Genomic DNA, 11,729 nt, shown 5'->3' on the forward strand with positions numbered 1-11,729 from the left:
GTGCCAGGCTCCGATCCGAGGACCCCGCTCCCCGGCCCTCGTCCGGGCCCCGCTTTCCGGGCCTGCCCGAGCCCTGTCTCCCCGCGGGCCGGCCCCGCGGAGCGGCCCGCACCAGCGGGGCCCGCACGAGGGCCGGGTGGGGCGCAGCCGTCACGCGGGCCGTACGGCGCCCTGAATGGCCTGGGGGCCGGCGAAGAAGATCGACTCCTCACGTATGGACGCCCCCGGACTCGGGGCGTGGACCATCATGCCGTTGCCGGAATAGAGGCCGACGTGCCCCGCGTCACCGTAGAAGAAGATCAGGTCCCCGGCCCGCAGCTCGGCGAGGGAGATCGCGGTGCCCGAGGCGGACTGCTCGTACGCGGTGCGCGGGAGGGCGACGCCGGCCGTTCGCCAGGCGGCCTGGGTGAGGCTGGAGCAGTCGTAGGAGTCCGGTCCTGTGGCGCCCCACACGCACGGCCTGCCGATCTGCGCCCGCGCGAAGTCGAGCGCCTTCGCCGCCTTCCTCTCGTAGGCCGAGCCCATCGGTTCGCCGACGGGGACCGCCTCCGCGACGGGCGGGGCAGCCGGGGCGGCGAACGACGGTGTGGTGACGGCCTGTTCCGGGGCGGGGGCGATGTCGGCACCCAGGGCCGTGCCGCCCACGTCGACCGGCAGTGCCGGGACGAACTCCGCCGACTGCTGGAGCACTTGTTCCGGTCCCGGGTAAGGGCTCGGCCAGGACTCCTCGGAGGTGGGCCAGGGTGCGGTCGCCGGAGCGGCCGCAGCCGGGACGGGCGCCGCCTGGACGGGCGGCGCGCTGTGCTGGGCGGCGTGCCGGGCCAGCAACTCGCGTGCCTGGGCCACCTTCCGCTGGAGCCGCTCCTTGGAGGACCACCACGCCGGCTGCCGGGGCCGGGCGACCGTGGCCGGCAGGGCCCTGACGGTTTCCAGCTGCGTCTCCGGAGGGGTGGGCAGCGGCACCGACATGGTGCGGGCGGGCAGTTCCGCCGGTGCTCCGGCGGTCGTTTCCGCCGGAGTTGCGATGACGGTCGGTTCCATCGGGGTTACGGCGGGCAGTTCCGGCAGCGCGCGGGCGGGCAACTCCGCCACGGGACCGGCCGTGAGCGCGGCGCCGGGCCCCCCGGTGAGCTCCGGCCGGGCTCCGGTCGTCACCGCGGCATCGGGGCCGGCGGTCAGCTCCAGCAGTGCGGGGAGGTTCGCTTCCCGTCCGAGGCCGGCCGGACCGTCGATCGCGCCTCTTGCCGACGCCGCAGGACGGGAGTTGGCCGGTTTCGGCATGCGATCCGCGGGCAGGGCCGCCGGGACGCTGGGCCCGAACTGCGCGCGTGCCCCGTCGAACCACTGTTTGGCGATACTGTCCAGAAGCGGGTCGGCGTCCCGGGAAGCCCTGCCGGGCGAGGAGTTGGCGCGCGGGCGCCCCGCCCTGCTCATCGCCCGGGTCGCGTTGTAGTTCCCGGTGGAGGTCTCGGCCTGGTCGTAGAGGCTGCTGATTCGCTGCTGAACCTCAGCGCGGCTGGGTCCTCTGTCGTCCGCGGCGGTCGCAACGGCGGGGGTGCGGGTGCCGGGGAGGCTGGTGCCTCCCGGGCGCGAAGGTCGTTCCGGCGCCAAGGAAGACGTACTCCTTCCGTACACCGCCTACCGGGTTAGCTGTCGGGTTCGGGCGGACGGATCCGGAAGGTGTGCCCTACGACCGTTGCCCTGGTGGGCCGTTGGCCGATTCACCCCAATGTCGGTGGGTCCCCGGCTCCGGCTGCCCGTAGGGGCGCACCGGACTCGGCGGAGGTCGCACGATCCGGCGGGTTCGCCGGAGTCGATCGTGCGGCCTGGACGTCAACTTAGCGAACGTGTGTGCCTGGTGTGAAGATTGAAGCGCGAAATGTCCGATACGTATTCGTGACCTTCTTGTACCGGGCCCTTCACGAGGGCGATGTGCCTGCGTCTGCCGGCACGTGCGCGGGGTGGAGCGTCGTCGTCACCGGCCGGGCCGTGGTGGTGTCCCACCCGGGCGAGCACGAGCGGTCGGCGCGGGTCGGCCCGCCCCCTGGGTGCCGTCACCCGAAGAGGTCTTCGTGCGCATCCATCCGGAGCCGGCCACCGGGCGTGAGCTCGTCGGCGGGCGCACGCTGTACGGGTGGACCCGGTGCTGTGAGCCGCGGCCGCGCACGGGCGGCTCGGCCCGGGGGTGTGTCCCGAACGGCCCTGTCGGGTACCCGCCGGGGCGACGGAGGGTGGGTGTCGTGCACGGCACGCAACCCCAGCCGACCGCTGCACCGAACCGGAAGGATGCCCGATGTCCGTCGACACGCAGCAGGCGCCCACCGGACTCACGGACGAGGAACTCGCCACCCTGGACGCCCACTGGCGCGCCGCGAACTATCTCTCCGTGGGTCAGATCTATCTCATGGCCAACCCCCTGCTGACCGAACCGCTGCGCCCTGAGCACGTCAAACCGCGCCTGCTGGGCCACTGGGGCACATCACCCGGCCTGAACCTGGTCCACACCCACCTGAACCGTGTCGTCAAAGCCCGCGACCTGGACGCCCTGTGCGTCTGGGGCCCCGGGCACGGGGGGCCGGCCGTCCTGGCGAACTCCTGGCTGGAGGGGTCGTACACCGAGACCTACCCGGACATCACGCGGGACGCGGCCGGCATGGGCCGGCTCTTCAGGCAGTTCTCCTTTCCCGGCGGGGTGCCCAGCCACGTGGCTCCCGAGACCCCGGGTTCGATCCACGAGGGCGGCGAGCTCGGCTACTCGCTCTCGCACGCCTACGGCGCCGCCCTCGACAACCCGGACCTGCTCGTCGCCTGTGTGATCGGTGACGGCGAGGCGGAGACCGGCCCGCTCGCCGCCTCCTGGCACTCGAACAAGTTCCTCGACCCGGTCCACGACGGCGCGGTCCTGCCGATCCTGCACCTCAACGGCTACAAGATCGCCAACCCGACCGTGCCGGCCCGCCTGCCGGAGGCCGAACTCGACGACCTCCTGAGGGGTTACGGCCACGAGCCGATCCACGTCACGGGCGACGACCCGGCGGCCGTCCACCGCGCGATGGCGCACGCCATGGACACCGCACTGGACCGGATCGCCGCGTTCCAGCGCGCCGCGCGCGGGGGGAGCGGCGGCGACCGGCCCCGCTGGCCGGTGATCGTGCTGCGCACCCCGAAGGGCTGGACCGGGCCGGCCGAGGTCGACGGTCTGCCGGTGGAGGGCACCTGGCGCGCCCACCAGGTCCCGCTGGCCGCCGTCCGGGACAACCCGGAGCACCTGCGGCAGTTGGAACAGTGGATGCGCTCCTACCGGCCCGAGGAGCTGTTCGACGACAACGGCGCCCCGCGCCCCGCCGTACTGGCCTGCATCCCCCCGGGCGTGCGCCGACTGGGCGCCAACCCACACGCCAACGGCGGACTCCTGCTGCGCGAACTGCCCCTGCCGCCCCTGGAGCGCTACGCGGTGGACGTCGACAAGCCCGGCGCGACCCTGCACGAACCGACCCGCGTCCTCGGCGACATGCTCCAGGACGTCATGCGGGCCACCGCCGACCGCCGCGACTTCCGTCTCCTCGGCCCCGACGAGACCGCGTCCAACCGCCTCCAGGCCGTCTACGCGGTCAGCGGCAAGGCGTGGCAGGCGGGCACCCTCCCGGTGGACGAACACCTCGACCGGCACGGCCGGGTGATGGAGATCCTCTCCGAACACACCTGCCAGGGCTGGCTGGAGGGCTATCTCCTGACCGGCCGGCACGGGCTGTTCTCCTGCTACGAGGCCTTCGCCCACATCGTCGACTCGATGGTCAACCAGCACATCAAGTGGCTGCGCACCACCCGCCGCCTGCCCTGGCGTGCCCCCATCGCCTCGCTCAACTACCTGCTGACCTCGCACGTGTGGCGCCAGGACCACAACGGCTTCTCCCATCAGGACCCCGGCTTCGTCGACCACGTGATGAACAAGAGCCCGGAGGCGGTGCGGGTCTATCTACCGCCGGATGCGAACACCCTGCTGTCGGTGGCCGACCATGTGCTGCGCAGCCGCGACTACGTCAACGTGGTGGTCGCGGGCAAGCAGCCCTGCTTCGACTGGCTGTCGATGGAGGAGGCCAAGGTCCACTGCGCCCGCGGCGCGGGTATCTGGGGGTGGGCCGGTACCGAGGACGGCTCCCGCGAACCGGACGTGGTGCTGGCCTGCGCGGGCGACGTGCCGACCCAGGAGGTGCTGGCGGCAGCCCAGTTGCTGCGCCGGCACCTGCCCGAGCTCGCCGTGCGGGTGGTGAACGTCGTCGACATCGCACGTCTCATGCCGAGCGAGGAACACCCGCACGGCATGAGCGACTTCGAGTACGACGGGCTGTTCACCACGGACAAGCCGGTGATCTTCGCCTACCACGGCTACCCGTGGCTGATCCACCGCCTGGCCTACCGGCGCACCGGACACAAGAACCTGCACGTGCGCGGCTACAAGGAGATCGGCACCACGACCACGCCGTTCGACATGGTGGTCCGCAACGACCTGGACCGCTACCGCCTGGTCATGGACGTCGTCGACCGCGTCCCGGGCCTGTCCGTGCGGGCCGCGGCCGTGCGTCAGCGCATGGAGGACGCCCGGCAGCGCCACCACGACTGGATCCGGGAGCACGGCACCGACCTGCCCGAGGTCGCCGACTGGGTCTGGGACGGCTGACTCCCGGGGCACGACGGAGCTCGGGACGTGGTGCCATTAGGGCCGTCCGGCCCTGTGCCGGGGGCGTACGGCCTCGGGACCGGCCCGGGGAACCGAGAGACGATCGTTTCGGAAGAGCACGCGACGCGCGGTCGGCCGTACCCCTTTCCGGCACGGACCGTCCGCCGCACACCGGGCAGACGGACCGGGTGTGCCGGAAGAGAGGACGGCCGACGTGGGAACCGGCACCCGCATGATCGAGCTGGGCCGCGAAGAGGCGCTGAAGCTGCTGGCGAGCGTGCCCCTGGGCCGGGTCGGCTTCACGCAGCAGGCCCTGCCGGCGATCCGGCCCGTCAACCATCTCGTGCTCGACGGCGCCGTCGTGCTCCGCACCCACACGGGTTCCGCCCTGCTCACCCGCTCCCGGAGCTCGGAGGTGGTGGCGTACGAGGCCGACGAGATCGACCCGGACACGCACACCGGATGGAGCGTCGTGGTGACCGGCGTCGCCACCGCGGTGACCGACCCCGAGGACCTGGCGCGCTGCCGGGCGCTGCTGGTCCCCTGGGTCGACGCCGAGATGGCGCACGTGGTGCGGATCGTGCCGGAGCTGGTCACCGGCTACCGCCTGGAGGCGGCGCCGGTCTGACCGGCCGCCCGGCGGCCCGGACCGGTCCGGCACCCCGGACGGGATCGTCCGGGACGTGGTCGGTGTGCCCGCGCGGAAACTGGGCCGAACGGCCCTGGCCTCCTGGTCCCGGGGCAGGGAAGGATCCCAGTGACAACACGAGACCGCACAAGGAGCAATCGATGGTGGACCGCGAGCAGGCCGGTGACGACACCCCGATCCGGGTCTTCCTCCTCGACGACCACGAGGTGGTTCGGCGTGGGGTGCACGACCTGCTGGACGACGAACCGGACATCACGGTGGTCGGCGAGGCTGCCACCGCGGAGCAGGCCCTGGTCCGCGTCCCCGCCCTGCGCCCGGACGTGGCGGTCCTCGACGTCCGCCTGCCGGACGGCGACGGCGTGACCGTCTGCCGCGAACTGCGCTCCGCTCTGCCGGGACTGGCCTGCCTGATGCTGACCTCGTTCGACGACGAGGAGGCACTGCTCGACTCGATCATGGCGGGTGCCTCCGGCTATGTCCTGAAGCAGATCCGAGGCTCGGACCTGGTCTCGGCCGTGCGCACCGTGGCTCGCGGCCAGTCACTGCTGGACCCGAGCGCCACCACCAAGCTCATGGCCCGGCTCAGGGGCGGGCAGAGACAGGAGGAGGAGCCGAACGCCCTGCCCGGCCTGACCGACCGGGAGCGGGAGATCCTGGCCCTGATCGGCGAGGGCCTGACCAACCGCCAGATCGGCCAGCGGCTGTACCTCGCCGAGAAGACGGTGAAGAACCACATCTCCCGCCTGCTCGCCAAGCTGGGAGTGGAGCGCCGCATCCAGGCCGCCGTGATCGCCACCCAGGCCAAGGACCGTCTGCGGACCGAAGGGCACTGACCCTGCGCAGGCGCCCGGAGCGGCTGCCGGGGCCGAGGGAGCCGGCCGCAGCGCCCAGTGGCCGTCCTGCTGCCTGCGGCTGCGCTGTTTGCGCGTCGCTCCCGTGCCCACCCGCTAACCTGGCATGTGAGTACGGCTTTCGGCACTTCGTAGGGGCATGGAGGATCAGCGGTGGCAAGCGCCGGGGAGGCTCAGGAGGCCCGCCTCCGGTTGCCCCATCTCAGGCTGGACGAGCTGCTGGAGGAGCTGCAGGCCCGCCTCGATGCGGCCCGCGGCACCCGGGACCGGGTGCACAGCCTCCTGGAGGCTGTGCTCTCCGTGGGGCGGGAGCTGCACCTGGAACAGGTGCTGTTCAGCATCGTGGAGGCCGCGGCGACACTGGTCGACGCCGAGTACGCGGCCCTCGGCGTGATCGGTCCGGACGGCAAGCGTCTCTCGGCCTTCCACACGGTCGGCGTGGGCGAGGATCAGATCGCCCGCATCGGCTCCTTCCCGGAGGGCCACGGCATTCTGGGCGAGCTGATCCGCCACCCCGAGCCGTTGCGGCTGGCGAAGCTGTCCGAGCACCCTTCCTCGTACGGGTTCCCGGCCCACCACCCGCCGATGAACACGTTCCTCGGCGTCCCCATCCGGGTGCGGGACCAGGTCTTCGGCAACCTCTATCTGACCGAGAAACGCGGTGGGCTGGAGTTCGACGAGGAGGACGAGTCCGTCCTGTCGACCCTGGCGGTGGCCGCCGGTGTGGCGATCGACAACGCCCGGCTGTACGAGGAGTCCCGGCTGCGCGAGCGCCGGCTGGAGGCCAACGCGGAGATCACCCACACCCTGATGTCCGGCGGCGAGCAGAGCGAGGTCCTCGGGCTGATCGCCGAGCGCGCCCGGGAGATCGCCGGGGCGGCGCTCGCCGCGGTCGCGATACCGATGGAGGGCACCGACACGCTCACCGTCGAGCTGGCCATCGGCCGGGAGGCCGACGCGCACCGCGGCCTGGTGCTGCCCGTGGAGGGCACGCTCACCGGGAAGGCCTTCGCCGCCGGCACACCTGTGATCAGCCCGGATGTCACACATGACCAGCGGATCTGGGCCGGGCCCCCGCGGTTCGTCGGCCTCGGCCCGGCCGTGGCCGTCCCCATCGGCACGGGAGACCGTGTCCGGGGCGTCGTGCTGCTGGTCCGGGAGGCGGGCGCCGGCGAGTTCTCCGGCAAGGAGACGGAGCCGCTGAGGGGCTTCGCCGCCCAGGCCGCCGTCGCCATGGAACTGGCGGAGCGCCGCCAGGACGCGGAACAGATCGCCCTGCTGGAGGACCGCGACCGGATCGCCCGGGACCTGCACGACCTTGCCATTCAGCGGCTGTTCGCCACCGGCATGACGCTGCAGAGCGCGGGGCGCTTCATCGAGCACACGCAGGCGAAGGAGCGTGTTCTGCGGGCCGTGGACGACCTGGACGAGACCATCAAGATCATCAGGTCGACGATCTTCGGTCTGCGCACACGCGGCGACGCGTCCCCGGGGCTGAGGACCCGCGCCGTGCGGGTCGTCGGCGAGGCCACGCCGGTGCTGGGCTTCGCGCCCAGTGTGCGGATGGAGGGGCTGCTCGACACCCATGTGTCCAAGGAGACCGCCGACCACATCGTCGCCGTCCTGTCCGAGTCCCTGACCAACATCGCCCGGCACGCGAACGCGGACCACGCCGAGGTGGCCCTGGAGACCGATGGCAGGGAGGTCCGTCTCACGGTCACCGACAACGGCGTCGGCATTCCGCCCGAGGGGCGCCGCAGCGGCCTCCTCAACATGGCGGAGCGGGCCCGGAAGCTGGGCGGGGACATGAAGCTCGCCACCCCGGAGGGCGGGGGGACCCGGCTGGTGTGGCACGCGCCGGTGAACGCGCCGCAGGCCTCGCCCGGGCAGTGACCGCGGACGCCGGGCATCCGGCCGCCTCCTGGTGGCGTACCGCCCGGTGACTACTGATCGCGTCCGCGTGGAACCGTGATGACCGGACATCGCGCGTGGTGCAGCACCCCCTGGCTGACGGAGCCCAGCAGCATGCCGCCGAAGCCGCCGCGCCCGTGCGTGCCCACGACCAGTCCGAGGGAGTCCTCGGCGGCCTCGGTGAGAACCTGCACCGGGTGCCCTCGTACGACCTCGCGGTGCAGCTCGACCTCCGGGTGGGCGGCGCTGCGCCCGGCCACCGTCTCCGACAGCAGCCGGCGGCACTCCTCGACAGCCCTACGTTCGTCGAAGATGTCGAGCACCGGAGGATGCCAGGCGTACAGCGCCCGTACCATCGCGCCACGCAGTGCGGCCTCCTCGAAGGCGAAGTCGACGGCGGCGGCCGACAGGGGGCTGCCGTCGACGCCGACCACGAAGTACGGCGGTCGCCGGGTGACCTGCTCCGGCGCGGGCAACACCACCACCGGGCAGGAGACATGGGCAACGAGCGGCACGGCGACCGCCGCGGAGGTGAACAGCTCGCGCGCGGCGCTCAGGTGCCAGGACCCCACCACGACCATCGAGGCCTGCCGGGCCTGCTCACGCAGCACCCAGACCGGGTCCCCCTCGGCCAGCAGTCCGGACGCCTCCACCTGCGGGTGCCGGGACTCGACGAAGGAGACCGCTTCCTTCAGCGTGTGATCGCCGGCCGTGTGCAGGTCGTCGTTCCAGTCCTCCCAGGAGGGATGGCCGCCCTGCGGCCGGTACCCGGGTGTCGGCACGCCCTGCGCGTGGACCAGCAGCAGGGGCAGGTGACGCCGGTCCGCCTCGTCGGCGGCCCAGGCGAGCGCCGTGCGCCGGTCCGGATCCGGATCGACACCGACCACGATCGGCCCGCGGTCATCGGTGTGCGCCATCAACGCCTCCCGGAGTCGAGTTCGTGGCCGCCGATGCCGGCCGCCACGTCCGCGGAACTGCGGATCGGGTGCGGTGCCGGCGCCGTCAGAAGGCTTCCGGAGCCCTTGCGGCCCGCGTCCCGGCGACTGACCCCCGCCTTCCGTGCCTCCCGTGCCCGGACCCCCTCGGCGCCCGGGGATCCGGGTCGGGGACCTGCGGGTCCGTGTCTCCATGGTGGTCTGCGGCCCGGAGTCCGTGCTTGGGTCCTTCGGCCCTTTCACACGGCCGGCCCCGACGCGGTCCCTGCCCGGCGGGGCGCACCGGACGTGCCTGGAGCACCGGCGAGGGATCCCGGAGCCGTTCGGCCTCCGCTCGGCCTCCGCGCGGTCCGGCGGGGCAGCTCCGCGCATGTGGCGTCAGGTCGCCGTACGCCCCCACTGCGGCCCGACCTTCTGCCACTCGGCGTCCCAGGCGCGCCCACGACGCCAGTCGAGGCCGGCCCGGACGGCGCAGAAGCCGCCGGCCGCGGCCCCGGCCACGGCGAGGGAGGCCATCACGCCCGTGGCCGCCGCCTGTGCCTCTGCCTGGTTCGGCGTCGGCGGCCGGTTCGTGATCCGGTGGTGCCCATCGGCCCAGACGACGACCCGGTCACCCGGCTTCAGCTTGGCGTCGACCAGGGTCCGGTCGGTGTGAGCGGTGCCGTCCGGCGACTTCCAGCGGACCGTTGCGAGGACCCGGTCGTCCGCCGTCGTGCTGCCACCGCGTCCCGCGTCGCCGACCAGGGCGGCGGTGACCGGATGCCGCTCCGCGCGTTGCTGGTCGAGGCTCTCCGTGGCGGCCTGTGCGCTCACCACCCCGGCGAGGGGGCCGCCCACCAGCACGACGGCCCAGGCGGCCAGGAGAACCCAGCCCTCGACCAGGTCTTCGCGGCGGCGGAGCGGATTGCGCCGCCAGCGCCACAGCGACCGCCGGGTGCGTGTCCTCGCCCGCATGGTGCTCACCTCCGGCTGCCCCCTCGCAACCTCGTTCCGCAACCGGCTGCGCGGCGGCCCCTTCACCGGCGGCCGGAACTCCCGACCGTGTCATCGGAGCGGTGGATGATGTCCGTGCCGATGCAGACCACACCGTCGACACCACGGCACAGGCGCTCGGTCCGCCACACCCAGCGTGGCAGCCGCGGACCCCCGACGGCTTGGGACCATCGCGCAGAACAGCGCGCCGTTCGTCCCCACCGGGCGGGACCTTGGGCCCTTGGGGGCAGGGGGCGGCCACGAGCGATGCTGGGGGAGCGGACCCACTGAGGGAAGGCACGGCCATGCACGCACAGCCAGGCGACTTCCTGGTCGTCGAAAGCCCCGTCACCGGCATCACCCGCCGCAACGGCGAGATCGTCGGCCTTCACCACGAGGACGGAACGCCTCCGTACGACGTGCGCTGGTCGGACACCGGCGAGATCACGCTCGTGTTCCCCGGGCCGGACGCGCACGTTCGGCACCTGCACCCGGACGAGGCCGCGGCAGGCGCGCCCATCCGCTCGGGGCCCGCCGCAGCCGGCCGGGCGAGGGCCGGGAGCTCCGCGGCCCGGCCGGGAGACGTCGGGCGACGCCTGGCCCGCGCCCGTCAGCGGCAGGGGATCAGCCTCGAGGAGGCGGCTCGCCGCGCGCGCATGTCCCCCCAGTACCTGGCCTACCTCGAGGAACGGCCCTCCGATCCGGGCGTGGCGACCCTTCTGCGCCTGGCCGACGCGCTGGGCACCACGCTGGTCGAGCTCCAGGGCGGACACCAGGATCTGCCCTACGGACAGGGACAGGCGCTGCTCCACCCCCGCCTGCAGGACCTCGGCCAGGAGGAGTGCCGGGCGCTGCTGTCCACCCACGGGGTGGGCCACGTCGCACTGACCACTGCCGAGGGCCCCGCCGTCTTCCCCGTCAACTACGAGATGGTCGACGACACCTTCCTCTTCCGTACCTCACCCGAGGCGGCGCCCGCCGCGGCCGCCGGTGCCGAAGTCGCCTTCGAGGTCGACCACATCGACGACGCCACGAGCCAGGGCTGGAGCGTGCTCGCCGTCGGGCGGGCCGAGGCCGTGACGGATCCGGCGACGGTACGGCGGCTCGACGAGCGAGCCCACTCCGATCCCTGGGTGGGGGGATCGCGCACGCTGTGGGTGAGGGTCCACCCGGCCCGGCTGACCGGGCGCCGTATCACGTCGGCCGATCACTGACCCAGGCGGTGAGTGGGACCAGCCCCTGACCGCCGCTCCCGACCGCAGTCGGATCAGTGGTGCTGCTCGTGATCGTGGCGCACCACGACGACGGGGCAGGCCGAGTGCTGGGCCAGGCGCTGGCTGACCGAACCCAGCATCGCCCGGGCGAAGCCGCCGCGGCCGCGGCTGCCCACGACGACCAGTTCGGCACCCTGCGAGGCCCGGATCAGCACCTCCGACGGGTCACCCTCGACGAGGCGCTCCTGCAGCCCCGCCGGATGCTCGCCCGGGAAGACGTTGCGCAGCTCGTCCGCGAAGCGCTCCCGTGCCTGCTCCAGATCGAAATCGGGGTCGATCGCCGGTCCGCTCCAGCCGATGGCCGACGGCGTGTCCCAGGCGTGGATCGCCTCCACGACACCGCCCACGAGCCGTGCGTACCGTGCCGCCCAGCGCAGCGCCGCATACGACGACGGCGAACCGTCCACACCCACGACCACCCGCGGTTGCGCTTCAGAGGGTTGCATGGCCACCTCACTC

Annotated in this window: 9 protein-coding genes, 1 pseudogene and 1 riboswitch; of the genes and pseudogenes, 6 read left to right on the forward strand and 4 right to left on the reverse strand. The window is 73.0% G+C overall.

Features of this window, described 5'->3' with window-relative positions; genetic code table 11:
- Nucleotides 1–150: 150 nt before the first annotated feature.
- The gene (locus tag AB0A61_RS18730) at nt 151–1,611 is read right to left on the reverse strand and encodes an NlpC/P60 family protein (protein ID WP_361292967.1); all 1,461 of its coding nucleotides are present in this window, start codon (nt 1,609–1,611) and stop codon (nt 151–153) included.
- An 8-nt stretch (nt 1,612–1,619) separates the two neighbouring features.
- Nucleotides 1,620–1,792, reverse strand: a riboswitch (cyclic di-AMP (ydaO/yuaA leader).
- A 152-nt stretch (nt 1,793–1,944) separates the two neighbouring features.
- On the opposite strand from AB0A61_RS18730, the pseudogene AB0A61_RS18735 reads away from it, so the two are divergent.
- The 5 genes and pseudogenes from AB0A61_RS18735 to AB0A61_RS18755 form a co-directional block, all read left to right on the forward strand.
- Nucleotides 1,945–2,135, forward strand: a pseudogene (locus tag AB0A61_RS18735) (pyridoxamine 5'-phosphate oxidase family protein); the annotation flags it as partial.
- Between the two features lie 158 nt (nt 2,136–2,293).
- Entirely contained in the window at nt 2,294–4,678 is a 2,385-nt protein-coding gene (locus AB0A61_RS18740; RefSeq protein ID WP_361292969.1) for a phosphoketolase family protein, read from the forward strand.
- 232 nt (nt 4,679–4,910) lie between these two features.
- Nucleotides 4,911–5,306, forward strand: a complete 396-nt coding sequence (locus AB0A61_RS18745; RefSeq protein WP_361293270.1) for a pyridoxamine 5'-phosphate oxidase family protein — start codon at nt 4,911–4,913, stop codon at nt 5,304–5,306.
- 161 nt (nt 5,307–5,467) lie between these two features.
- Nucleotides 5,468–6,160, forward strand: a complete 693-nt coding sequence (locus tag AB0A61_RS18750) for a response regulator transcription factor (protein ID WP_361292971.1) — start codon at nt 5,468–5,470, stop codon at nt 6,158–6,160.
- A 171-nt stretch (nt 6,161–6,331) separates the two neighbouring features.
- A complete protein-coding gene (locus AB0A61_RS18755) occupies nt 6,332–8,071 on the forward strand; it encodes a GAF domain-containing sensor histidine kinase (RefSeq protein WP_361292973.1) in 1,740 nt (579 codons plus the stop codon).
- Between the two features lie 50 nt (nt 8,072–8,121).
- On the opposite strand, the gene AB0A61_RS18760 is transcribed toward AB0A61_RS18755, so the two are convergent.
- Nucleotides 8,122–9,006 carry a universal stress protein gene (locus AB0A61_RS18760; RefSeq protein ID WP_361292975.1) on the reverse strand — a complete coding sequence of 295 codons (885 nt, stop codon included), beginning with the start codon at nt 9,004–9,006 and terminating at the stop codon, nt 8,122–8,124.
- 396 nt (nt 9,007–9,402) lie between these two features.
- Complete coding sequence (locus AB0A61_RS18765; RefSeq protein ID WP_361292977.1) at nt 9,403–9,978, reverse strand: hypothetical protein; 576 nt, start codon at nt 9,976–9,978, stop codon at nt 9,403–9,405.
- 323 nt (nt 9,979–10,301) lie between these two features.
- Here AB0A61_RS18765 and AB0A61_RS18770 point away from each other — a divergent pair, with 323 nt between their 5' ends.
- A complete protein-coding gene (locus tag AB0A61_RS18770) occupies nt 10,302–11,210 on the forward strand; it encodes a pyridoxamine 5'-phosphate oxidase family protein (protein WP_361292979.1) in 909 nt (302 codons plus the stop codon).
- A 53-nt stretch (nt 11,211–11,263) separates the two neighbouring features.
- On the opposite strand, the gene AB0A61_RS18775 is transcribed toward AB0A61_RS18770, so the two are convergent.
- Entirely contained in the window at nt 11,264–11,716 is a 453-nt protein-coding gene (locus AB0A61_RS18775; RefSeq protein ID WP_361292981.1) for a universal stress protein, read from the reverse strand.
- Between the last annotated feature and the right edge of the window lie 13 nt (nt 11,717–11,729).

Source organism: Streptomyces sp. NPDC046197 (assembly GCF_040646295.1).
In the GTDB taxonomy this organism is placed as follows: domain Bacteria; phylum Actinomycetota; class Actinomycetes; order Streptomycetales; family Streptomycetaceae; genus Streptomyces.

Bases quoted from the DNA above. Each gene is read 5' to 3' on its own strand.
- AB0A61_RS18740 (WP_361292969.1), top strand. From the start codon at position 2,294: ATGTCCGTCGACACGCAGCAGGCGCCCACCGGACTCACGGACGAGGAA.
- AB0A61_RS18745 (WP_361293270.1), top strand. From the start codon at position 4,911: ATGATCGAGCTGGGCCGCGAAGAGGCGCTGAAGCTGCTGGCGAGCGTG.
- AB0A61_RS18750 (WP_361292971.1), top strand. From the start codon at position 5,468: ATGGTGGACCGCGAGCAGGCCGGTGACGACACCCCGATCCGGGTCTTC.
- AB0A61_RS18760 (WP_361292975.1), bottom strand. From the start codon at position 9,006: ATGGCGCACACCGATGACCGCGGGCCGATCGTGGTCGGTGTCGATCCG.
- AB0A61_RS18765 (WP_361292977.1), bottom strand. From the start codon at position 9,978: ATGCGGGCGAGGACACGCACCCGGCGGTCGCTGTGGCGCTGGCGGCGC.
- AB0A61_RS18770 (WP_361292979.1), top strand. From the start codon at position 10,302: ATGCACGCACAGCCAGGCGACTTCCTGGTCGTCGAAAGCCCCGTCACC.
- AB0A61_RS18775 (WP_361292981.1), bottom strand. From the start codon at position 11,716: ATGCAACCCTCTGAAGCGCAACCGCGGGTGGTCGTGGGTGTGGACGGT.